Source organism: Bradyrhizobium septentrionale (genome assembly GCF_011516645.4).
GTDB lineage: Bacteria > Pseudomonadota > Alphaproteobacteria > Rhizobiales > Xanthobacteraceae > Bradyrhizobium > Bradyrhizobium septentrionale.
Genome location: NZ_CP088285.1, coordinates 8,539,488 through 8,560,340 on the forward strand (window position 1 = coordinate 8,539,488; position 20,853 = coordinate 8,560,340).

Here is a 20,853-nt window from a genome sequence, read left to right on the forward strand (position 1 = left end):
GGCCCCGCTTCGCAGGCGGGGCCCCTTCCCCATCACAAGGAGACCAGACCAATGAACGCTCATGTCAAGATCGGGCAAGAGATCGCCCGCCAACGCAGCCTGCCCGAGATCATCGCCGAATACGAGGCGAAGGCGCAGGCAATCTCCGACGGCCTGCGCGCCTGCGGCAAGGCGCAACTCGACCTGCAGACGACGGCAACGCTTGCCGGCGTCTACGGCAACAGCCACCTCGACTTCAAACTGCCGTCCGAGCGAGACCTGCACCAGCACCTGCTCAGGTCCGCGTGGCTGCACGCCTACGCTGGCTGCAACATCGAACTCCTGTCGTCGCCGACCGACAAGAGCCTGTGGAAGCAGCAACTGGAGAAGCTCCCGCCCTTCACGCTGGAGAACATCCGCGAGCTGTTCGGTAAGTTCCTGATCGACCCCCGCGCCAGTATGCTGCGCGGGCTCGCCGAGGTGTTCTGTGGCCTGGACCAAGCCTTCAAGAGCCACGACGTCGTCAAGATCGGCGTCAAGGGTCTGCCGAAGCGCATCATCATGTCGGGCTTCTCCAAGTATTCGACCTACGGTCGGGAAAAGCTGGAGACGGTCCTCAATGCGCTGGCTGCCTATCAGGGCAAGCCATTGGTCGATCACGTCGAGCTGAGCGCTATCTTCGACAACGAGGACGCGCTGCTCAAGGCAGGGACGCTGACGAAGTACGACAAGACCACGATCGACCATCCCGCCCGTGGCGTCCGCCTGCGCACATTCTCCAACGGCAACGGTCACCTGTTCTTTGAGCCCGACACGCTCAAGGACGTGAACCTGGCCCTCGCCGAGTTCTACGGCGACGTGCTGCCCGACACCCCGGACGAGAACCCGGTCAAGGCGAAGTCGACCGCGGTCTCCAAGGACCTGCAGTACTACCCGACGCCGGCGAAGGTGGTGGACGACGTGATCTATCCGATCGCTCACCTGCTCAAGGGCGCCAAGGTGCTGGAGCCGAACTGCGGCTGTGGCCGCTTCATGGTGGCGCTGCGCAAGAAAGGCGCCGACGTCTACGGCGTGGAAGTCGACGCCGGCCGCGCAGCGCTGTGCCGCGCACTGGGCCTGACGGTGTTGCACGCAAACTTCCTCGAGCTCGCGCCGCGCGCGGAGTTCAAGTTCGTGTTCATGAACCCACCGTTCTACGGCAGGCACTACGCACTGCATGTCCGGCACGCCTTCGACTTCCTTGAGCCGGGCGGCACGTTGAAGGCGATCCTTCCGATCACCGCGCGCGACCACGGCCTACTCGATGATCTGATCGGCAAGCGAGATAGCTGGAACAGCGCGTGGAACGACCTTCCGGTCGGCTCCTTCTCGGAGAGCGGAACCAACATCAACACCACCGTGCTCACCCTCCACAAGCCGGGCCGGAGGTGAGCTATGGCCCTGCACACTTACACCGACTACTGCAAAGGCCTTTTCGGAGTGAACGATGGCTTCACTGGCGTCGTCTACTCCGACACCGGTCGCCTCAACTACGCCGCCGTCGTCAACGGCAGAATGCTGCAAAACAAACGCGGCATGAACCGATGGTTCGGTAGCGCCGAGGCCGCCCAGAAGGCAATCGAGGCGGAGGACTGAACCATGACAAACCTCGGACCACTGCAGCGCTATCGTGATGCACTGATCGACGTCGATCAGCCGGCAAGCGCATATGCGATCGCCCTCGTCAACATTCTCAAACGGATGGCGGAGATCGAGAGCCGGAGCGTCACCAAGAGCCACTACCGGGACCTCGGCCCCGATGAACAGGACGAACCGCCGACCGGCGACACCTACAATGAGCTGTGGGACGCCGTGCTCGACGAGATCAAGGCCATCACCACCTAAGTCCCGGGCTTTCGCAGAGCCCTCAATCCAAGGAGACCACCACATGAAGATCTTTATCGTGCAGTCCGAACACTTCCACGTGCCCGGCAACCCGATATCCCTCCACGCCACCATGGAGGGCGCCGCGCGCGAAGCCGCCGACCTTGTCAACGATATGCTTGAATGGATCGACCAGCCGGAGGACGCCAAGCCGGAGACGTGGGAAGCGGACCTGCTCCGTGCCCGCACCCTGCGCGCCGAGCAGATGGATTGTGATCTCGACGAGCTTGGCGAGGACGACGGCGACGTCTGGATCACCGAGAAGGAGGTCGAGGTTCCGATCATCGGCAAGATGCTCGCCATGCTCGATCGCATCCACGGCACCATGGAGGAGGATCTCAAGAACGCCGATCAAGGCGAGAAGGACCTCTTCAATGAGATTGGCTGCCTGATCGCGGAAGCGAAGGGCGAGTACGACCCGAACGCCGCCACCGGCTCTTAACCACCCCCGGGCTTCGCAGGCCCATCACAAGGAGACCAAGACTATGCCTGATACCACATGGACCACGATGCGCGTCGGCGGCGCGCTGCCGTCCGACAAGATCGAAGCGCTCCTCGAAGCAATCGAGAACGACTTCTCCTACGAATGTCAGGAGGCGCCCGACGACGAAGAGGATCTTCGTGCGATCGTCGCCAAGGGGGAGAGCGTCAAGCTGCAGGCGCACGTCTACGGCAACCCGGATAGGGTCGTCGCCTTCTGCAAGGAGAACGGCCTGCCGTTCTGGATGCACTGCGAGGCTGGCTACGAGTGGGACGCCTTCATCTCGATCTGGGCGCCCGGCATGGCGAAGGAGGAAGAGTGCCCGGCCTCCGGGCAGGGCTACACACCGCAGGTCGATCTCTCGACCCTGCGAACGTGGGCCGGCAACGGCATCCTGATGCTCATAAAGGATGTCGAGCGCTTCGAGAGTGAGCGCGTCCCGCCGCTCACCATCACCGAGATGGTGGAGGACGGCGAACCGTTCGGCGCCATCACGCCGTCGGGTGATCGCCTCGATCACTGGGACGAGCGGCTGCGCGCCGCCGACTGCACCCCGATCTACCGCATGGTGCCGAAGGTGGAGAAGCCCGATGTCCGCTGAACTCGTCGCCATCGTCATCGTCAAGGACGGCTGCGTGATCGACGCCATCGTCCCCGACGGCGTCCGCGTCATCGTCAAGGACTACGACGTGCAGGACGCTGACCCCGATCACCTGCGCGACGACCGCGGCCCTTTCACCCAAGACGAATGGACCCACCGCCGCCTCAAGACGCCCGGCTGTCAGCACCAGCACGAGGGCGAACCGCACTGTCAGCCCGTGTTCCTCAATAGCTACCACTGCGACACATGCGACGTGTCGTGGGAGGACAGTCACTCATGCGGATGCGACGACGAGTGTCCGGAGTGCGGGGCCGACACCAGCCCCGAGACCTCGGAGGAGACCGCACCGTGCGCTTGCGAAAGCCTCTGAGCACATTCGACCGAGACCTCACGTTCTTCATGATCGGCGCCGCTGTCGGCGCCCTCATGGCGATCGGGTGGCAACTTCACTAACCAATCCCAACGGGCTTCGCAGGCCCATCATCAAGGAGACCAAGACTATGAGTCATTTCGCAGTTCTAGTGATCTCGCCGACCGAGCTCACCAAGGAAACGATCAAGCCGATGCTGCAGCCTTGGCACGAGTTCGAGTGCACCGGCTTCGATGACCAATATGTCGTCGATGTCGACAAGACTGAAGAGGTCCTCGCCGAGTATCGCGAGCAGACCCGCTCGATGATCCGTTCCCCTGACGGCATTCAGGTCGCGGCCCACGACGATCGGTTCTACCGCAACCCGACCGAGCAGGAGCAGCAGATCATGGGCAAAGTCCCGGGCACGGGAAGTCGCGGCGATTTGTCGTGGACGAGCAAGGACTGGGGTGACGGCCGGGGCTATCGCGGCAAGGTGCACTTCGTGCCTGACGGATATAGCAAGGTGGAAGTGCCGTGCAGCGAGGTCATGACCATCGCCGAGTTTATCGACTGGTGGCACAGCGGCAAGATCGTTCGCAGCGAGGCCGAGATCGACCGGAGCGGCGAGCACAAATACGGCTACGCGCTCATTGCCGAGAACGGCGATTTGATCCGGATGATCGACCGCACCAACCCGAACCGGAAATGGGACTGGTGGGCGGTTGGTGGCCGCTGGTCGGGCATGCTCGCCGCTCCCGGCTACGATCCCGAGAAAGACCCGGCCAATCAGGAGACCTGCACCCTGTGTGGCGGTTCCGGCAAGCGTACGTTTCGGGCGGAGGAGATCGTCTGCAACAAGTGCGATGGCAGGGGCACTGCGGTCAAGTGGCCGAGCAGCTGGGTCGACACCGGCAACCACGCCCAGCTCAAGGACATCCCGCTGGAGGCGATCCGCAACCACGCCGAGATCGAGGCGCTCAAGCGGTTCGACGAGGCGCAGGAGGTGATCGCCGGCCGGGGCTTCAAACGGTGGGACGAGGTCAAGGCCGACAATGGCGGCGACATCGACAAGACCCGCGAGGCCTACCGCGGCCAGCAAGTGCTCAAGGACCTCGAGGAAGCCAAGCTGGTCAGCTTCTTCGATGACGACGAGATCATCGGACTGTTCTGGATGTCACGCGCAGATCGGGCCACCCGCGCTCGCAACAACGCGCTTCGCACCTTCGCCGTCGTCAAGGACGGTCAGTGGTACGAGCGCGGCGAGATGGGTTGGTTCGGGTGCGTCGCTGACGAGAAGGACTCCGAACAATGGTCGCGCGAGTTCGCGGCCCTGCTCGACGGCCTGCCGCCCGAAACCTGGCTCGCCGTCGTCGACTGCCACATCTGATCTGAAACCCCAACCGGGGCCGCTTCGCAGGCGGCCCCATCATTCCACAAGGAGACCAACTATGACTGACATCACCATCAACGGCCTGACCCGCGCCGACATCAAGGCGGGCGAGACCTACGAGTTCCGCATGGGCGGCAGCGTCCAGAGTATCGAGGTGCGCGCCGTCGGCGACGACGGCTTCATGACCCAGTTCGGCCCGATGCCGTGGAGCAACGCCGGAATGTTGACCCGGCCGACCCCGGCGACGACCATGGACACGCCGGAGATCAGGAAGATGGTCGCGGATGCGGCCGCCGATGCCGAGGCCGCGCCCCCGAAGAGCCGCAGGACTAAGGCGAAGGCCGAAGCCGAAGCCAAGGCCGATGTTGCGGCCGAGCCGCCTGCCCCGGAGCCCGCAGCGGTCCCGGCTCCCGCCAAGAAACCGCCCCTGACCCGCAGCCAAGAGATCGCGGCCGACGTGGCGGCGCTGCTCCGCGCTCGCAATCCGCTGTTGTGGATCGTCACCCGGGAGGAGGCCCGGGCCGAGCGCTACCTCGTGAGCGCCGCCGCCGCGGCTGGCTTCGTCCCGCGCATGTGGGATTGCGGTCAGGGCGTCACCGATGTCGCGGCCAAGGCCGAGAGCATCGGCTCCGCCGACATCGGCGAGACGCTCGGCGCCATCCGCGCCCGGGCCGACGCCAAGTCCGACCGCGGCGCGTGGATCATGCGCGATCTGCCGCCGTGGCTGGCCGGGACCATTGGCATGGTGGTCTGCCGACAGGTGCGCAACCTGGCCCGCTTCCTGCCGGGCGTGGAGCGCGATGGCGCGCAGGCGCTGATCGTGCTGTCCCCGTCGGGCGATGTCCCGCCGGAGCTCGCCAACCACGCCACGGTGATCGAGTGGCCGATGCCGGATCGCGCCGAGATCGCCAGCCTGCTGGACGACACGATCAACGGCCTGCCCGACGAGATGCGCGAGTCGGCAGCGCCCAACGGCACCCGGGAGGCGGCGATCGACTCCGCGATCGGGCTCACCGGCGAGGAAGCACAGGCCTGCTACTCGAAGTCGCTTGTGCAGCTGCGCAAGATCGACCCGACCGCCGTGTCGAGGGAGAAGAAGCGCGTCATCGCTCGCGAGAAGGTCCTCGAATGGTTCGACCCGATCCCCGGCGGCCTTGCGGCCGTCGGCGGTCTCGGCAACCTCAAGGACTGGCTGATGCAGCGTAAGCTCGCCTACTCCCCGGCCGCGCGTGCCTACGGCCTACCGGCGCCGAAGGGCTGCTTCCTCGTCGGCATCCCGGGCTGCGGAAAGTCGCTGATCTCGAAGGCGACCGCCACCGCCTTCGATGCGCCGCTGCTCAAGCTCGACTTGGGCGCGCTCAAGGGCAAGTTCGTCGGCGAGAGCGAGGCCAACATGCGCAAGGCGCTTCGCACCATCGAGGCGATTGGCCGCTGCGTGGTCTGGATCGACGAGATCGAGAAGGCCCTGACCGGGGCCACCGCCGGCGGCTCGGACGGCGGCGTCTCGTCGGACCAGCTCGGCGCGCTGCTGCAGTGGATGCAGGAGCGCACCAGCGAGTCGTTCGTGATCGCCACCGCCAACTCGGTGGCGACCCTGCCGCCGGAGCTGCTCCGCAAGGGCCGCTTCGACGAGTTCTGGTTCGTCGACCTGCCGAACCCGAACGAGCGCGTTGAGATCCTCAACGCAGGGCTCAAGGCGCACGGCCGCAGCTTCTCGGACATCAAGGCCGAGGAGATCGCCAACGTGGTTGCCGCGACCGACGGCTTCACCGGCTCGGAGATCGCAGCCATCGTCCCGGACGCCCTGTTCGCAGCGTTCGCCGACGGCGGCCGCCAGATCACCTGTGTCGATCTGGTGAAGGCGGCGAAGGCCGTGACCCCGCTCTCGGTCACCGCGAAGGACAAGATCGCGGAGCTGCGCAACTGGGCAGCTGGCAAGGCCCGTCGCGCCACCGACGAGTGGACTGCGGAGACGGCAAAGGTTCGCTCTACCGGCCGCGCCCTCGACATCTGATCCACAAACCGCATGAGACCCGCACTGTTACGACAGTGCGGGAAGTGTCCATCCCGTGTACTATCAAACCGCGGTTTCGCAGACCGCATCATCCCGCAAGGAGACCCACACTATGTCGATCATCAACACCACCATCCGTCCGGGCCGCATCGTCGTGCTGCGGACCACGATCACCGGCAACGTCAACTACACCAAGTCGGTCATCGAGGCCGAGCGCGTCGAGGCGGACGGCGCCAAGCGCGCCAAATGGGAGACCGAGCGCGTCGTCATCAACCCGGACGAATACGAGGAGGCCACCACGCTGCGCGACAAGGTCCGGCAGACCATCGCCGGCCTGTGCATCAAGACCACCTTCGGCCTGCTCTGCTCGGAGGAGAAGGTCGAGAAGCTCGAAGCCGCGTTCACCGAGGCGCGCCGGCTCGCCGACGAGTTCAACGGCCGCGCCTCCACGACCCAGATCAACGTGTTCGTGATCGCGGGCCGGGTGGCAGCCGATGACGTCGAGGCGATGCGGGCGATCAACTCGGAGGTCCGCGAGCTGATGCAGGACATGGAGACCGGCCTGCAGAACCTCGATGCGAAGGCGGTGCGCGATGCCGCCAAGAAAGCGCGGCTGCTCGGCTCGATGCTCTCCGACGACGCATCGGAGCGGGTCAAGCAGGCCATCGAGACCGCCCGCAAGGCGGCCAACGACATGGTCAAGGCCGCTGAGACGAGCTCGGCCGAGATCGACCTGCAGGCGATCCGCAAGATCACGGAGAGCCGCACCGCGTTCCTCGACATCACCGGCGACAACGTCGAGATCGCGGCTCCCGTGCACGGCGCCCGCGCGCTCGACTTCGAGCCGACCGAGGGCCAGGGGCCCGCGTCCGCGCCCGAGGTCGACGAGGAGGTCGCGCCGATCGCTCCGGCCGCCCCGGCCGTCAAGGTGCCGCAGCTCGAGATGGACTAACGACAACGACCCCGGCGGGCTTCGCAGGCCCGCCGGCTTCGCTTCAAACCCCAACATTTCAAGGAGACCAACATGGCTTGTGACACATGGCGTGCCAACGAGAACCAGACCCTTACCGAGCGCAAGGAAGAGATCAAGCGCGTGATCGACCTCGTCGCGCAGGAGATCGTCAAGGGCCGCGTCAAGCCCAAGGTGGGCGCGCAGGGCGCGATCACCTTCGAGGGACTGGACGCCGTCACCGACCGGCGCGGCGTCACCGACGCCTGCGTCTACCGCCGGATCATGTCGACCGGATCGGCAATGGCGAAGCAGCAGCTCGCCCGCGCCGAGCAACTGGCCGGACGCCGCGTCGATGCGAAGGCGCTCGCCGGCGGCCACCACTCTCACGATGGAGGCAAGACATGGCACAAGCATTGAAGCGCGGTGACGCTGTCGTCTGGCGCGTGTCGCTTGGCGTCGCCTTTCCCGGAGAGGTCGACACAGTGCGGGGCAACGACGTCTACGTCCTGTTCCCAAATCGTGAGCGGCCCACGGGCGGTCACTGGCTGACCAGCGAAGAGCTGCAGCATGAGCGCTGACCGAGACGGCTTCCTCGTGCAGGACCGGCCGTGCTCGACCTGCATCTATCGCAAGGACAGCCCGCTCGATCTAAAAAAACTCGAAGCCGACGTCGCCAATAAGCACGGCGGCTTCGAGGGCTATCGCGTCTGTCACCACTCGAACGACGCATGCTGCCGCGGCTTCTGGAACCGGCACAAGGACAAGTTCGCCATAGGGCAGATCGCCCAGCGGCTTGGCTTCGTGCGGTTCGTCCGCGACGACACTCTCAAAGACTGACACCCCACCGCCTGTTCGCAGCAGGCGCATTCAAGGAGACCATCAATGTCTGACGTAAGCTACGGCCCTTCACGGGCACAACGAGTGCTGGACCGTCACCGAGCCGACACCGGCCTCGAAGGCGATCAGGAGATCATGCTTACCCACCTGCTCGGCGACATCATCGAGTGGTGCGATGCTCACAAGGTCGACTTCGACCTCGTCGTGCAGAGCACCCGCGAGATGCTGAGGGATGCCGCATCATGAGCGAGAAGAGCGTCATCGAGGACATCATCGAAGCCGCAGCCAAGCACGGCCGCGAGAGTGAGCCCGACCACGAGGTGGGCGACCTGCAGGACCTGCTGCGGGTGGCGTGGAAGATCATGGAGCCGCGGCAGCGCATCCGGTTCTGGAACCACGACACGACGACAGAGCTGCTCAAAGAGTGGGGAGGCATGTGATGGCCTTCCAGTACAACGGCGACAAGTGCCCGAAGTGCCGGCGCTACATGATCGTGGCTCCGCCCATCCCGGCGAACTCGAACGATCAGGTCAAGTGCCAGGTCTGCGGCCATCAAGGCACGCTCGACGAGTTCGCCGAGGCATACGACCGCGACTTCCCGGAGGACGAATGACCAAGTCCCCCGAGCAGTGGCTCGCTTTTGGCGCTGGCGGCCAACTTCCTCAGCGCCGCGCGTCTCAGCGGCGAAGAGCGGCGGCAAGCCCAGTCGATTGCCGCCGGCCTGCAGGAGCGCGCCCAGCACAGTCGCGAGCGTGCCGCGCAGGCCCCCAAGACGGAGGGCGTCATCGGCATCGCTGACGCCCTCAAGCGAAGCGCGAAGTAACAGAGGAGATCATCGTGCGCTTCTATCAAGTCCACCGTCTCGCCGAAGGCGGCCAGAGCGCCGGCTACGAATACTTCACCAGTAAGCGGGCCGCCGATCGGGCCGTCTCGGATTGGAGGGACGACGATCTCGAACAGATCGCCAACGTTGAGCCGATCGACATCACGCCGACGAGGGCCGGCATCCTGCTGGCCCTCAATACCTACGCCAACCACGCCGACAACGGCTGACCCCGGCCCGTTCGCAGCGGGCTTCAACAAGGAGACCAAAGACCATGACGACACGTAAGCAGATGCTCGGTCGCGATCTCGCGACCACCCTCGACGGGATCACCCCTCCGCAGGAGCAGTTCATCGGGGCGGAGCAGAAGCGGCTCTACGAGCAGGAGGAGAAGCGCAACGACGCCATCAACGCCTGCGCCAAGGAGTGGGCTCGCATCTTCAAGGTCGACGGCGCCGACCTGTGGACCCGGACGATGCCGCAGGCGCTGTTCGACACGCTGGAGGGCTTCTCGCCGCAATGCGCCATCGTGGCGGCCGAGGCGTTCCTCAAGCAGTTCGGATGGAAGATCGAGCGGCCGGGCGACGAGACGCGCGCCGACGCCGTGCACGAGGCCCTCACCGGCCTCGTCGACGAGGTGGAGAAGCTCTACCACCGCGCACCGCGTGAGAGCGACCTGCCCCATGAGCCCGGCGTCTACGCCGCCAACATGCCGGACAGTCAACGGTGGTCCTGCCCGTACCACCCGAACGAGATCGCCGAGCACATCCGCTCGAAGATCGACGGCATCGTCGAGATCGCGGTCAATCCCGCTCGCTGAAATAAAGGTGGGGCTGGAGTTCGCAGCTCCAGCCCCGGCTCAAGGGAGGTAAACCGCCAAGGAGACCATCCACGGGGTCCATCAACCAAGAGCATCCACATCACCTAACACAAACAAGGAGACCTTCAAGTGACCAACACCGAAACGGTGCAAGAACAGCTGGGGATACTGTCTGGGTCCTCGTCATTGACACCCGGCACGGAACCGACGTGGAGACCTTCAAGACAAGGGAGGCCGCGGACAAGCACCTCTACGACTATTGCGACGAGTGGTGGGATCGCGAGTTCGGCGCCGCCAGCCGGCCATCGGACGACAATCTGGTCGAAGCCTACTGGAATCGCATGAGCGACGAGGGCGAGGAGTGGTACGTGCTGGAGGAATGTAAAGTGAAGAGCCTCGAGGTCACCGAGTAGGACCTCGCAAAGGAATTGGGCGCGGCGACTTCGCAGGTCGCCACGCCCAATCATAAGCGCCTGCCGATCCCAAGGAGACCATCCCCACGACCGGCGTCGCTTTCAAATGCAACATAAGGAGGAGCAATTGAGATTGCTATACGCGAAACGATGACAGTTCGGTCCTACACGATCCTGGAAATGCTGGGCGCCGTGCGACGGCTCCCAGCGCAGATGCCCGAGTCGGACACCCTTCCGACCGGCGGTTATCAGACCCACCAGCAGCACTGGGTCACATGGCTAAGCGAGTACGACGGTCCCGGTGGATACGGCCGGAACAGCTGGGATGTTGACGCGAGGTCGGTCTACGCGCGCCTCTGCAACGCCTACATGATCGTCTATCTCAACGAGGCGGCCGGCGCCGATCCGGCCGCGATCCGGCAGACGATCCGGGAGATATTCGCGAAGGGCAACAATCGCGCCCAGACCGAAGCCAAGATCGCCCGCGAGCGCCATCCATGGGACGGGCTGACCAAACTACTGTTCCGATAGCATTCCGAAAAAGGCCAAGGGCCCCGGCGGGTTAGTCCCTGCCGGGGTCACTCCCGACCGGTGACGGCGTCCAGCCAGTGCCAGTCGCGACACGGAACCACCTTCCTTGAGGCGGCTGGGTCCGCCGTCTTTCGCCTCCTCACCATCAGACCCCGCGGACGCCGCCCGCTCGGCTTCGCGTTTAGCTCCGGAACGATCTCGCGGATCAGTTCCGCCTCGCGCTCCCTCAGCTCTGACGGATCGCATTCGAGCAGGATTTCCAACGTCGGATACCCCCATTCATCGAAGGCCCGCTGAACGTCGCGCGTATGCCGACCTTCGCGCATGTCCTTACGATGCAGTGAGAATCTCGTCCCGACGTTCGTAGAACATCCAATGTACCGCGCCCCTCCCCTGAACCGCAGCAAGTAGACCCCGCAAACGACCGTCTCGCGCGCCATGTTTTTTTGCTCTTCCGTAGGTATTTAGGTATTCCAAAAAGAGGTATCTCGGTATAGGTAAGCATTGCTTACCTATATGGCCGTTTTAAGGGCCGTACAGGGCCCCGGGGCCGGGCCCGGCCCCTTGGTAGCACCGGGCCTGTTTTAACGCGCCCTTGCCTGCCCTCCCGGCCACGGTTCCGGGGCCCTAAAGTAAGGCTAGCTGCCATTCCGGGGCCCGGCCCCCGGGGCCGGTTCCTGCCCGGTTCCATAGGGGCCCGGGGGCCGGTTCCCTGCCCGTTTCCGGGCCCTGCCCGGGCCCCCTACGGGGGCCGGGGGCCGGTCCGGTTCTGCCAATGCTTCCCGGCCCTGTACCGTGATTCCATACCGCCGATATTTGGCGATGTGCACCAATCCCCGACGACACAGGTCCGAGCCGACGCGAAGGCCCATCGCGATGGTGGCGCCTTCCGGCAGCAACAGCGTGAGGAAGCGACGCTCGCGCGGTGTCAGCTTCATCCGATCCCTCCCGCCGCTTCGATTGCACTCCGCTTGAGACGATCCCAGACGCGCCACCAACGCGCGTCGAAGTGGACGCCGGCCTCGGGGCCGTATCGCCGCCACTGACGACGCAGCCGGCCCCAGACGCGGCGCTGGGCCAGCGGGACCGCCTTCCAGTGTTTGCCGCAGATCCACTGCACGTCGACACCGTTTCGACCTGGCTTCGTTGTGCGCCGGCAGAACGGCACAAGGCATCGCACCCGATCCGTCATGGCACGATGCCCTCCGCGATCAGCCGCTCGCGCACCTGCGGCCAGGACCAACCCTGCGGATGGCCGCGCCGGTGCCAGTTCGCGTAGGAGAGCTGCAGCTCCCGGTTGACGCGGACGCCGTACCAGCGCCGCTTCTGCTCCTTGACGCAGGTCTTGCAGCGGAGGCGGATGCCGCCGCGGGTCTCGCGGCAGCGTTCCTCGCGAACGTGGTCACCGATCAGCGGATGGCCCTTGCGACACATTGCCGGCATCAGCTGATGACCCATTCCGCGCCGGTCCAGATGATGCGGACCATCTCGGTCGGCAGCATCGCGCCCGGGTCGCCCGGCAATGGCCCCCACCCGATGATGTAGCGCCACTCGCCGACAACCGGGATGCGAGCCATGTCGACTGACCGCATCTCGTAGGTCACGGCGCGCTCACCGCTGTTGAGCGCCTTGATCTGATCGGCTGCGGTGATGGCGTCGCCGACACGCTCCAACAGCGTTGTCATGCCACGCTCTCCTTCCACGCCTTCACGCACTCCGGCACGATCGGCTCGATCAGCTGCAGCATCGCCTCGGCATAGACCCGGATCTCGTATTGAGAATGCGAGTGATGGCGCAGCGTGAGGAACTTCATCAGGTTCAGCAGGTCAACGCTCGCGAACTGGTGCGAGTATGTCGCGAACGGGAGAATGATCCGCGCGAGCTCGCGCGGCATCCCCTCGGCCAGGTGCTTGCGGTAGAGCGCGAAGCCTTGCTCCATGTAGGAGCGCTGCTCATCCTCCCAGCGCAGAAATTTTTGCCACTCCTCCGCCGAATACCCGTCGACGCCACCGATGTCGCGGACCTGCTTGTTCACCTTGCTCTGCGTGCCGTAATGCTCCGGCTTCGGCACATAGAACTCCTCGGGGAGCTCGGTGTACCGGGCGGACACTTCGTTGTATGCCCACGTGCGATGCCGGTGCCATTGCCGGAACACGAAGATCGGCGCCTTCACCTCGAAGGTGAACGTCACCGCCTCGAACGGCGAGGTGTGGTGGTTGCGCCAGAGATAGCGGATCAGCCGATGGTCACTGCCGGTGTCCTCGCCGGCGCGCCATGCCGCGTCGTAAGACACGCGGGCGGCGCGGACCACGGACAGGTCGCTGCCCATGCTGTCGACCAGGCGCGCGTAGCCATGGTCGAGGACGTCGATCTTATTGGACGGATTGTCGTTCACTGTTGGTCTCCTTGGTTTTGGTCTTGCCAAACTGGCCGTGCGAAGCGCCCCGTTTGGCAGGTTCTGCGTATTCGAGAGTGGTCCAGCGGAAGCCGCAGCCGAGACATTCCCGGCGGCGGCGCATCGTGCGGGTCCGCGTCGAGCGTCCATTGACGAGGACGTGCGAATGGATCACGCGAGATTCGATGACGCGGGACGGGACCAGCTTGCGCGGTCCCGGCTTGCTCGGCTTGCAGCGCATGCAGATGATCGACATCAGAAGTCGCTCTGCTCCGCCTCCTCGGCCTCAATCCGAGTGATCGCCCACTTGAGATAGTTGGCGAGGTCGAGCGCCTCCTCGTAGGCGTGCTGCAGCCGGCCGCGGAGCGAGAAGTTCGGCTGCTCGCCGAGCGTCTTGCCGTACTTGGCGATGCCGAGCTGGGAGCGCTGCAGCAGGTCGGTGCGGACCGCGTCGATGACGCTGTCGCGCCGCGCCTCGACGTGACCGCACTCGTTGCGAACCAGCACGCCGTCGACGACGATGGTGAGCGGGAGATTGTAGGAGTTCTCACGCTCTTTGATGATGCGGCCGTTCTCGATGACGAGGTCGGCGCTGTTGTATAGTTGGGTATTGCCTCTCATTCTGGTCTCCTTGGGGTTAGACGTTGATCGGGCCGTTCGCGATCGCCCGGGCCCATCTCGGGTCGGTGTCGCGACAGCTGGGCCGCCCGCGCTTCTCGGGCCTGCGAAGCCCGAGGACGGAGGCGGAGGTGGCGGCATAGCGGGGGTGCAATCCCTCCGCCCTGCATGCTTCAGCGGAGGCCGCTGGCCCCTGCTCCATGTGGATCGCGACGAGCTCGAGCTCGCGCTTGAGCGAGACCTTGCGGCGTCGATTGTGTCCGGTCTGGACCATGATCGGTCTCCTTGTGCTGCCCTGCTGCGAACAGGGGGTTGGGTGAGGCGTTAGCGGGGATCTCCCTTGATCTCGATGGCGCCAATCGGCCCACCTGGCTGGTCGTCATCGAATACGCCGACGACCAGCCGGCCAGTGTGATAGGCGCGGGTGTCGAGGTTGGTGCGGCCCTTGAAGAGCTTGGGGCCGTCCTCGAAGTAATCGTGGCCGTGCACGACGTGGAGGTCGCGATAGCCGTCCTCGGCGCCAACCGGATAGCGCGACCAGAGCAGCAACTCGGTGCCCTGCTGCTCCAGCGGCACGCCCTGCTTGACGTAGGCGTGCACGAACACGCGGTGCGCGTCGACGTGATACAGCGGCAGCTGGTCCATCCAGTCGATGTGCGCCTCCGGTACGACGGTCGGGTCGTAGTCGCCGTACCTCACATGACCGTACGACATCAGCGTGGTGCCGCCGCCATTGGTGATCCACCAGTTGTGATCCAGCGGCTTGCGCAGGGTCTGGACCATCATGTCCTCGTGGTTGCCCTTGAGGCAGATGAATGGCAGGCCGCGCGCCTGCGCCTCCATCAGCGTCTCGATGATGCCTTTGCTCTGCGGGCCACGGTCGATGTAGTCGCCGAGCGTGATGATCTTGTGCTTCACGCCCTTGGCGTGGGCCTTGATGGACCACAGGGCGCGCTCGAGAAGATCGTAGCGGCCGTGCAGGTCCGCGATTGCATAGGTCCTTGACGTCATTTCAACCCCTCACCCGAACACGATCGCGGCGCAGGCCGCGCGAGATGATCTTGAGGCCGTACAGCACCCATTGCGGGATTTCAGCCTCGTCGATGGAATAGGTCTTGGCGGCCCAGAAGCCGACGGACTGGGCCACGTCGTCCGGCTCGTGCTTGAAGTAGCGCGGCATCCAGCCGAGCGCCTCCTCGCACAACTCGATCTCGATGCCGGACGGCGGGATGCGCTGGCGGTTCTGCTCGCGCTCCCATGCCTCCAGCTGCCCAGCCTCCTGCAGCTCGCGCTTGAACGCGAACAGCTCCGCCGCCGTCATCGCCTCGAAGCGCGGCCAGGCCGTGCCGAACTGCTTCGGCCAGATCCGCATCGGCGTGCGGCGCACGACCGAGGCGGCCTCGATCAACCGGCTGCCAACCAGACCATAATGCCAGACCCGCTCATGAAGGTTCAGGTTCACCATCACTCGCTCGCTCCCTCCAGCTCCGGCTCGCCGACGCTCTGCCCGGTCTCCTGCCCGGGCACGGGCTCCATCAGCTCCATCTCCGGCTCGACCAGCGGCGCATCGTCGCCGTCGAACTGCTCCCAATTGGTTTCGTTCTGATCGACCGGATCGCCCTCGTCGACCGGCGCCGCCTGCGGCGCGGTCTCCTGCTCGGGTGCCGCGATCATGCGCGCCTCGCCGCGAACCCGCTTGCCGGTGATCCAGACCCACGGATTGTCGCGACCGATCACGCCGGAGCGGATCAGGAAGTCGTTGGCGCGCTGCAGCGCCTTCTTGACGGCGTCCTCGCTGTCATCCTCGGCATAGTATTTCCGGTAGGCGGCGAACCAATAGCTGCGGTTGACGACGCGGGTGATCGCCTTGGGCAGCCGCAGGCTCGGCGGCGCCGCGATGCCGCTCTCCTCCATCGCCCGGAGCAGCGCGCGATAGACGTTGGCGCGCTGGTCGGTGAGCTGCACACCGCTCTCTTGCACGGTCTTGTCGGCCTCGCGGCTCTTCGGCGTGTCGATCCATTCGACCACGGCGCCCGGGATGATCTCGTTGTCCTCGTCGTAGCCGCAGATCACGCCGCGCAGGTAGAAGTCCGTGACTTCGCCATCCTCGCCCTCGCGCTGCTTGGACATCCGGGTGAAGCGACGGTCGCGCAGGTTGTTGCCGTCCTTGATCCTGGGCGGCGCGTCCTTCTCGGTGTGGTCGTAGCGGCCGACATGGATGGCAGTCTCGAAGGCGGCGTAGAGTGAGGTGTGGCCGCGCGGCCCGGTGCCGGATGCGTTCATGTGATGGACGAGCCACAGCCCGGTGTTCAGCTCCTCGCGGATGCGGTCGAGCCGCGACATCACGAGGCCGACCTCCTTGCCGTTGATCTCGTCCATCGCGGGCGTGACCTTGTTCAGCGTGTCGATCACGACCGCTTCGAGCTCGACCTGATCGTTCGGATAGGTCGCGTTCCACCACGCGACCCAGTATTTGCACTCGGCGATCAGCTCGGTGACCTGCTGGTCGTTGCCGAATAGGTCGAACTTCTTGGTCAGGCAGATGAACGGCAGATACACATCGTCAGGCAGACCCTTGCCCGCCGCATAGCCCGCGAACCGCTTGTAGACGAAGCCGGAGCCCGCCTCCGCCGCGCAATAGATCACGAGCCCGCGACGCACCTTGCGGCCGAGGTATTCCCCGCCCTGCGAGACCGCCATCGCCATGTCCTGGGTGAAGAAGCTCTTGCCCGACTGCGACGCGCCGTAGATCAGCACGGTCTCCCGGCGGGGGATCAGACCCTTGATGATGTATTCATACTTCTGCTGCGCGGTGCGCGGCTCGCCCCACACCACGGCGCCGAACTTCGACTTGAAGTTCTTGCTGAGCCACGCGAGGTCGAGCGCGGCGGTGTATTCGGCCGCCGTGCACGACTTCTCGTCGACCAGCCGGTAGAGCGCCTCCGAGGTGCCGCCGGCGGCGATCCAGTCCGAGGTGTCGCCCTTCTCCGGCAGGTCGGGCAGCGACAGGATGCGAATGCTTTCGGCGGCGCCCTCCAGCTTGGAGGCGACCAGCTTGACGTGATCCTGGCCGGGCAACACCGGGCGTCCATCGGGATGGAAGCGCGGTTCACCGGTGCGCGGGTTCTTGGCCTGCGGATCGTTGTCGGGCGGGATAACGACGTTGGCGCCCCTGAAATACTGCGTCAGCTCCTCGGGCCACTTCCCGGCGCCGCCTGCGTTGCAGGTCGCGGGAACGCCCATGGCCCACAGATTGTCGACGTCCTTCTCGCCCTCGACGACGAAGATGGTGCGCTCGTCGGCGATCGCCTCCAACAGCTCGGGCAGCCGGTACGGGACCTGCGGCTTGACGTCCTGCTTCCAGACCCAGCCGTTCTTGATGTCGTTCGGGTCGTCATCCTTGCGCGGCTTGCGGCGCTGCAGGAAATTCTTCGGCTCCATACGGACGACCTGAAACAGGAACTCGCCGCTGGCGTCGACATAGTCGTAGGTCTTGACGATCTTGGGCTTCGGACCGTCCTGCTTTGGCTTCGCCGGCGCCGGAGCCGGACGCTCGCGCTGATCGCGCTGATCGCGTCGCTCAGACCGCTGCTCGGGTGCGCGATCCTCGATCTCCAGCTTCAGCTCGGTCCGCATCCACTCGATGGCGTCCTTGCCCTCGAGTCCCATCTCGCGCTTGATCAGCGCGAGCGTGCCGCCGCCCTCGCCGGATTCGAAGTCATCCCAGAAGCCGGTGTCGGTGTTGACGCGGAGCGAGCCGCGCTTGCCGTAGCGCAACTCGTCCTTCTTGCTGGACGTCGGCTTGCCGAACAGAGCGTCGGCGACCGCTTCGATATTTTTACCCCAGTCGTCCATCTCTCAAATATCCAGTACGGCAGCGTAAAGGCCGTGGTTCGCAACAGCGTCGAGGATGGAGGCCGCGAACTCGTCGTATTCGACACCGCGCCTCTTTGCCTCTGCCCTCAAATCAACCGAGACGTTCGGCGTAACTCGCACCGTCAACGTCGATTTCCGCGCCTCGTCCGGCGCGACCTTCCTGCACATTCCCAAGCCCCCGCTCCTTGTGATGCTCGATCAGGCGTGTCCGGACACCTGGCCGTCGTATCCACCGGATGGACGCCCCAAGGCCTCCCACCCGGCGTTCAGTCGTTCGCAGAACTCGATCTGCTCCTCGATCAACCCCGCCATGGCGAGGGCGTCGTCGCTGCCCTTGCCATCTGCACGGAATGCCTTGGCGATGGAGCGCGCCGCGTCTGTCGTCAGGGCATTCCACTTCCGCGAGGTCGAAAACTTTAGGACCACGCAGTAACCGCGAAGTTCATCGAACACGCGGCCGCAAACGAGTTCCTGTCCCGGCTCGATATGGATGACCCAGCCTGCGTCACCCCACTTGATTGGCGCCTCCGATGTCATGGCGCTTTCTTCCGCGTTTTCGCGTCGATGACGGCGTCCACGTCCTCCTTGTTGGTGATCAGGAAATTCAGCGCGTTGCAGATCGCCTTGCGCGCGCGCACGTCGCTCTCGCGCCGCGCGATGTCGGCCGGCGTCGCGTCGGGATTGGTGCGCGTCGCATGCAGCATGGTCTCCGCGTAGACGAAATCGTTGTAGGCAATCTCCCAGAGACCCTGCGAGGTATGCGGGACGACCTTCTGCCGGGTCGCGCTGTCGAAGTTCACTGAGTGGGTACTCACCATGCGAGGACCCCCGCGGTGAACGCATCGCGTGGGACCTGGCCGTAGGGCGCGAAGGTCGAGCAGCCCCAGATCCACATGCCGCCAGCATCGGCGGCGTTGTCGTCGACGGCGACCCAGCCGACGTTCTTGCAGTAGGCAAGCATCGCCTGCTTGGCCCCGTCGCGGCCGTGAAACTTGGCGGTGCCGAGCGCCATCGCGCGCCACGTCTGGACCGCGACCGACCAGCATTGCACGTTGCGACTGCGTGCCATGCCGCAGATGCATCCATACAATCCATGCAAGAGCTGCGTGGTGCCGTAGTTGCTCTCGCCCTTGATGTAGAAGGGCTGCTCGACCACGATCAGCGCAGGCTGATGCTTCACGATCAGATCGTCGACCGCGCGCGCGCACCGGCCGTACACCTCGATGTCCGGGGTGTTGTCGTTGCCGAGCGTGACCGTGCCGAGTTCGGGCGTGCCCCCAATGGGGCCCGCGCCGTAGCCGAGCTTACGCGACGGGTCGAATGTCAGGATGGACGGCTTGGTCGTCATCGCACACCGTCGGAACGAAGTGCGGTATGCGACTGATACTCACGCTTCAACACCAACGGCGGCATGACTGGTCCCCTTGGAAAATCTGATCGTTCTGTCGTGGGCGATCCGGTGGTGCTGCGAACACCACGAACAGCCTTCTCCAACTACCGGCGCGCCGCAGTAGAAATACGGGGGCGTGTCGTGAAAATTGCCGAGCGGCCAATGACATTGGTCGTTGCGCAGCTCGAGCAGCGTCGGCGAACGCGGCTCGCCGCTTTCGGCGTCGACCGCGCGCTCCGTGACGGGCACGGCGGATTTCTTGTTGACTATAATCGCAGGCTCCGGCGTGGAGCCCTTGCGTGCGGCGATGACCTTGGCGACCCTTGGCGCGGTATTGACTGCACCCGGCGTAGCCGGACTCGGCCTGCGCGCCTTGGCGACGTTGGAGGGCTTGCGCCAGAACGAAAGCCCCAGCCTGTGCACCTTGCCGATGACGGCGTTGCGCGACAGCGTGTAGCCATCCGCCTTCATCGCAGCCTCCGCCTCGCCGGCGGACATCTTCTCCACCATCACGTAGTGGCGGAGCTTCTCGATCATGGTGTCGGACCAATCACCCACGATTGGTCTCCTCAGACTTCGCTGGTCGTCTGCGCGCCGCCAGCGTCGCCGCCCAGGATGCGAAGCACTTCGTCAAGCGAAGCAAGAGCTTCACGGCAATGCGGCGCGGAAGAGCCCTCCAGCTTTCGGCGTGCCATCGCGACCCCGTCGAGGGCGATGCGCCACTCGGCGGCGTCGGCTGCTTCCCGCAGCACGTCCATTTCCCATGCATCAATTCTTCGTGCTTCCCCATACCAAATGTCCCTCGCTCGCCCGTAAGCGATGCCCGTGCGTTCTGATGTTCGTGTGATTGCTGCCTTGACGTAGTCCCCCGCAGGGCATGGCTCGCTTGCGCGCTTCGCGAGATGCGCGGCGATCTCGGACGTTTTTTCCGAGCGGGAGGACGGCTTTTCTGTGCGCAAGGACTTGACGGCGCTCGAATCAACCAGCGCAATGGTTAGGTTACTCATGCGCGCACCTGCTGAAGCGAGTACGCGCCACCACGATCGTTTAGATCGCTGCGACCGTCGTTTAGATCATTAAGACTAAAACTATAGGCCTGTGACGCCCGCACCTTTTTTTGAGTACGAGAGTTTTTGCATGACCCAAGTTCTAAGGAAATGCTTGCGCTGGAACAGCGCAACCAGTCATAGAATTGCCGCAACTGGCGAGAAGGCCGAAAGAGCCGAGAATGGTTACAGATGCTTTGGAAGTGCGTACCCTCGACAAGGATCTGCTTCAGCCGATCGAGGTGAAATACATCGACGCCGACCGCTTCGAGTTCACGTTCCGCACCCGGAACGGCACGCTTGTGAAAAGCGTGTTGAACGCAGTGGGCATGGTCCACTGCATCAACCTCGCGATGAAGGCACTCAACGAGTACCCCACGCAGGCACTGCACGATCTGCTGTCGCTGTAGCC

At 64.7% G+C, this 20,853-nt stretch carries 37 protein-coding genes; 21 read left to right on the forward strand and 16 right to left on the reverse strand.

All coding sequences use genetic code 11. The annotated features are described in order from the left end of the window. Nucleotides 1-51 precede the first annotated feature (51 nt). The 20 genes from HAP48_RS42910 to HAP48_RS43005 all read left to right on the forward strand — a co-directional run bounded on the left by HAP48_RS42910 (nt 52) and on the right by HAP48_RS43005 (nt 11,116). Nucleotides 52-1,410, forward strand: a complete 1,359-nt coding sequence (locus HAP48_RS42910; protein WP_166205766.1) for a DUF4942 domain-containing protein — start codon at nt 52-54, stop codon at nt 1,408-1,410. 3 nt (nt 1,411-1,413) lie between these two features. After that, nucleotides 1,414-1,614, forward strand: coding sequence for a hypothetical protein (locus tag HAP48_RS42915; protein WP_166205767.1), 201 nt, complete (start codon nt 1,414-1,416; stop codon nt 1,612-1,614). Between the two features lie 3 nt (nt 1,615-1,617). Continuing rightward, nucleotides 1,618-1,863, forward strand: a complete 246-nt coding sequence (locus HAP48_RS42920) for a hypothetical protein (protein ID WP_166205768.1) — start codon at nt 1,618-1,620, stop codon at nt 1,861-1,863. Nucleotides 1,864-1,906: 43 nt separating this feature from the next. Beyond that, on the forward strand, nt 1,907-2,344 hold the full coding sequence (locus tag HAP48_RS42925) for a hypothetical protein (protein WP_166205769.1): 438 nt from the start codon (nt 1,907-1,909) through the stop codon (nt 2,342-2,344). Between the two features lie 43 nt (nt 2,345-2,387). Continuing rightward, nucleotides 2,388-2,984: a hypothetical protein gene (locus HAP48_RS42930; RefSeq protein WP_166205770.1), complete on the forward strand. Its 597-nt coding sequence runs from the start codon at nt 2,388-2,390 to the stop codon at nt 2,982-2,984. After that, complete coding sequence (locus tag HAP48_RS42935; protein WP_166205771.1) at nt 2,974-3,354, forward strand: hypothetical protein; 381 nt, start codon at nt 2,974-2,976, stop codon at nt 3,352-3,354. Before HAP48_RS42930 ends, HAP48_RS42935 begins: the two co-directional genes overlap by 11 nt. Before the next feature lie 130 nt (nt 3,355-3,484). Then, nucleotides 3,485-4,723 carry a DnaJ-like cysteine-rich domain-containing protein gene (locus tag HAP48_RS42940; RefSeq protein WP_166205772.1) on the forward strand — a complete coding sequence of 413 codons (1,239 nt, stop codon included), beginning with the start codon at nt 3,485-3,487 and terminating at the stop codon, nt 4,721-4,723. Nucleotides 4,724-4,784: 61 nt separating this feature from the next. Continuing rightward, nucleotides 4,785-6,740, forward strand: a complete 1,956-nt coding sequence (locus HAP48_RS42945; protein WP_166205773.1) for an AAA family ATPase — start codon at nt 4,785-4,787, stop codon at nt 6,738-6,740. Between the two features lie 112 nt (nt 6,741-6,852). Further along, complete coding sequence (locus HAP48_RS42950) at nt 6,853-7,692, forward strand: hypothetical protein (RefSeq protein WP_166205774.1); 840 nt, start codon at nt 6,853-6,855, stop codon at nt 7,690-7,692. 72 nt (nt 7,693-7,764) lie between these two features. Continuing rightward, nucleotides 7,765-8,109: a hypothetical protein gene (locus tag HAP48_RS42955; protein ID WP_166205775.1), complete on the forward strand. Its 345-nt coding sequence runs from the start codon at nt 7,765-7,767 to the stop codon at nt 8,107-8,109. Beyond that, nucleotides 8,094-8,270, forward strand: coding sequence for a hypothetical protein (locus HAP48_RS42960; protein ID WP_166205776.1), 177 nt, complete (start codon nt 8,094-8,096; stop codon nt 8,268-8,270). Before HAP48_RS42955 ends, HAP48_RS42960 begins: the two co-directional genes overlap by 16 nt. After that, nucleotides 8,260-8,529, forward strand: coding sequence for a hypothetical protein (locus tag HAP48_RS42965; protein WP_166205777.1), 270 nt, complete (start codon nt 8,260-8,262; stop codon nt 8,527-8,529). Before HAP48_RS42960 ends, HAP48_RS42965 begins: the two co-directional genes overlap by 11 nt. Before the next feature lie 45 nt (nt 8,530-8,574). Then, a complete protein-coding gene (locus HAP48_RS42970) occupies nt 8,575-8,775 on the forward strand; it encodes a hypothetical protein (protein ID WP_166205778.1) in 201 nt (66 codons plus the stop codon). Beyond that, nucleotides 8,772-8,969, forward strand: coding sequence for a hypothetical protein (locus tag HAP48_RS42975; RefSeq protein WP_166205779.1), 198 nt, complete (start codon nt 8,772-8,774; stop codon nt 8,967-8,969). The genes HAP48_RS42970 and HAP48_RS42975 overlap by 4 nt, the downstream gene beginning before the upstream one ends. Beyond that, nucleotides 8,969-9,142: a hypothetical protein gene (locus tag HAP48_RS42980; protein ID WP_166205780.1), complete on the forward strand. Its 174-nt coding sequence runs from the start codon at nt 8,969-8,971 to the stop codon at nt 9,140-9,142. The genes HAP48_RS42975 and HAP48_RS42980 overlap by 1 nt, the downstream gene beginning before the upstream one ends. A gap of 27 nt (nt 9,143-9,169) precedes the next feature. Next, nucleotides 9,170-9,352 (forward strand): hypothetical protein, encoded by a 183-nt coding sequence (locus HAP48_RS42985; protein ID WP_166205781.1) that lies wholly within the window; start codon nt 9,170-9,172, stop codon nt 9,350-9,352. A gap of 14 nt (nt 9,353-9,366) precedes the next feature. Then, on the forward strand, nt 9,367-9,582 hold the full coding sequence (locus HAP48_RS42990; RefSeq protein ID WP_166205782.1) for a hypothetical protein: 216 nt from the start codon (nt 9,367-9,369) through the stop codon (nt 9,580-9,582). Between the two features lie 44 nt (nt 9,583-9,626). Beyond that, on the forward strand, nt 9,627-10,172 hold the full coding sequence (locus HAP48_RS42995; RefSeq protein WP_166205783.1) for a hypothetical protein: 546 nt from the start codon (nt 9,627-9,629) through the stop codon (nt 10,170-10,172). 209 nt (nt 10,173-10,381) lie between these two features. Beyond that, the gene (locus tag HAP48_RS43000) at nt 10,382-10,585 is read left to right on the forward strand and encodes a hypothetical protein (protein WP_166205784.1); all 204 of its coding nucleotides are present in this window, start codon (nt 10,382-10,384) and stop codon (nt 10,583-10,585) included. A gap of 150 nt (nt 10,586-10,735) precedes the next feature. Beyond that, the gene (locus HAP48_RS43005) at nt 10,736-11,116 is read left to right on the forward strand and encodes a hypothetical protein (protein ID WP_166205785.1); all 381 of its coding nucleotides are present in this window, start codon (nt 10,736-10,738) and stop codon (nt 11,114-11,116) included. 47 nt (nt 11,117-11,163) lie between these two features. On the opposite strand, the gene HAP48_RS43010 is transcribed toward HAP48_RS43005, so the two are convergent. The 16 genes from HAP48_RS43010 to HAP48_RS43085 all read right to left on the reverse strand — a co-directional run bounded on the left by HAP48_RS43010 (nt 11,164) and on the right by HAP48_RS43085 (nt 20,402). After that, nucleotides 11,164-11,556 (reverse strand): GIY-YIG nuclease family protein, encoded by a 393-nt coding sequence (locus HAP48_RS43010; protein ID WP_166205786.1) that lies wholly within the window; start codon nt 11,554-11,556, stop codon nt 11,164-11,166. A gap of 748 nt (nt 11,557-12,304) precedes the next feature. Continuing rightward, the gene (locus tag HAP48_RS43015) at nt 12,305-12,574 is read right to left on the reverse strand and encodes a hypothetical protein (RefSeq protein ID WP_166205787.1); all 270 of its coding nucleotides are present in this window, start codon (nt 12,572-12,574) and stop codon (nt 12,305-12,307) included. Next, on the reverse strand, nt 12,559-12,801 hold the full coding sequence (locus tag HAP48_RS43020) for a hypothetical protein (protein ID WP_166205788.1): 243 nt from the start codon (nt 12,799-12,801) through the stop codon (nt 12,559-12,561). The genes HAP48_RS43015 and HAP48_RS43020 overlap by 16 nt, the downstream gene beginning before the upstream one ends. Beyond that, a complete protein-coding gene (gene thyX, locus HAP48_RS43025; protein WP_224496822.1) occupies nt 12,798-13,511 on the reverse strand; it encodes an FAD-dependent thymidylate synthase in 714 nt (237 codons plus the stop codon). Before thyX ends, HAP48_RS43020 begins: the two co-directional genes overlap by 4 nt. Beyond that, nucleotides 13,489-13,767, reverse strand: a complete 279-nt coding sequence (locus tag HAP48_RS43030; protein WP_166205789.1) for a hypothetical protein — start codon at nt 13,765-13,767, stop codon at nt 13,489-13,491. Before HAP48_RS43030 ends, thyX begins: the two co-directional genes overlap by 23 nt. After that, the gene (locus HAP48_RS43035) at nt 13,767-14,132 is read right to left on the reverse strand and encodes a hypothetical protein (protein ID WP_210292755.1); all 366 of its coding nucleotides are present in this window, start codon (nt 14,130-14,132) and stop codon (nt 13,767-13,769) included. The genes HAP48_RS43030 and HAP48_RS43035 overlap by 1 nt, the downstream gene beginning before the upstream one ends. Nucleotides 14,133-14,148: 16 nt before the next feature. Then, nucleotides 14,149-14,403, reverse strand: a complete 255-nt coding sequence (locus HAP48_RS43040; RefSeq protein WP_166205790.1) for a hypothetical protein — start codon at nt 14,401-14,403, stop codon at nt 14,149-14,151. 50 nt (nt 14,404-14,453) lie between these two features. Then, a complete protein-coding gene (locus HAP48_RS43045; RefSeq protein ID WP_166205791.1) occupies nt 14,454-15,140 on the reverse strand; it encodes a metallophosphoesterase family protein in 687 nt (228 codons plus the stop codon). A gap of 1 nt (nt 15,141) precedes the next feature. Then, complete coding sequence (locus tag HAP48_RS43050; protein ID WP_166205792.1) at nt 15,142-15,597, reverse strand: hypothetical protein; 456 nt, start codon at nt 15,595-15,597, stop codon at nt 15,142-15,144. Beyond that, nucleotides 15,594-17,984 (reverse strand): AAA family ATPase, encoded by a 2,391-nt coding sequence (locus HAP48_RS43055; protein WP_166205793.1) that lies wholly within the window; start codon nt 17,982-17,984, stop codon nt 15,594-15,596. Before HAP48_RS43055 ends, HAP48_RS43050 begins: the two co-directional genes overlap by 4 nt. 3 nt (nt 17,985-17,987) lie before the next feature. Then, complete coding sequence (locus tag HAP48_RS43060) at nt 17,988-18,173, reverse strand: hypothetical protein (protein WP_166297200.1); 186 nt, start codon at nt 18,171-18,173, stop codon at nt 17,988-17,990. A 30-nt stretch (nt 18,174-18,203) separates the two neighbouring features. Next, a complete protein-coding gene (locus HAP48_RS43065; RefSeq protein WP_166205794.1) occupies nt 18,204-18,542 on the reverse strand; it encodes a hypothetical protein in 339 nt (112 codons plus the stop codon). Beyond that, a complete protein-coding gene (locus HAP48_RS43070) occupies nt 18,539-18,805 on the reverse strand; it encodes a hypothetical protein (RefSeq protein WP_166205795.1) in 267 nt (88 codons plus the stop codon). The genes HAP48_RS43065 and HAP48_RS43070 overlap by 4 nt, the downstream gene beginning before the upstream one ends. 11 nt (nt 18,806-18,816) lie before the next feature. Continuing rightward, entirely contained in the window at nt 18,817-19,353 is a 537-nt protein-coding gene (locus HAP48_RS43075) for a crossover junction endodeoxyribonuclease RuvC (protein WP_166205796.1), read from the reverse strand. 39 nt (nt 19,354-19,392) lie between these two features. Beyond that, nucleotides 19,393-19,953: a GcrA family cell cycle regulator gene (locus tag HAP48_RS43080; RefSeq protein WP_166205797.1), complete on the reverse strand. Its 561-nt coding sequence runs from the start codon at nt 19,951-19,953 to the stop codon at nt 19,393-19,395. Nucleotides 19,954-19,964: 11 nt separating this feature from the next. Next, nucleotides 19,965-20,402: a hypothetical protein gene (locus HAP48_RS43085; protein ID WP_166205798.1), complete on the reverse strand. Its 438-nt coding sequence runs from the start codon at nt 20,400-20,402 to the stop codon at nt 19,965-19,967. A gap of 221 nt (nt 20,403-20,623) precedes the next feature. On the opposite strand from HAP48_RS43085, the gene HAP48_RS43090 reads away from it, so the two are divergent. After that, a complete protein-coding gene (locus tag HAP48_RS43090) occupies nt 20,624-20,851 on the forward strand; it encodes a hypothetical protein (protein WP_166205799.1) in 228 nt (75 codons plus the stop codon). Nucleotides 20,852-20,853 lie beyond the last annotated feature (2 nt).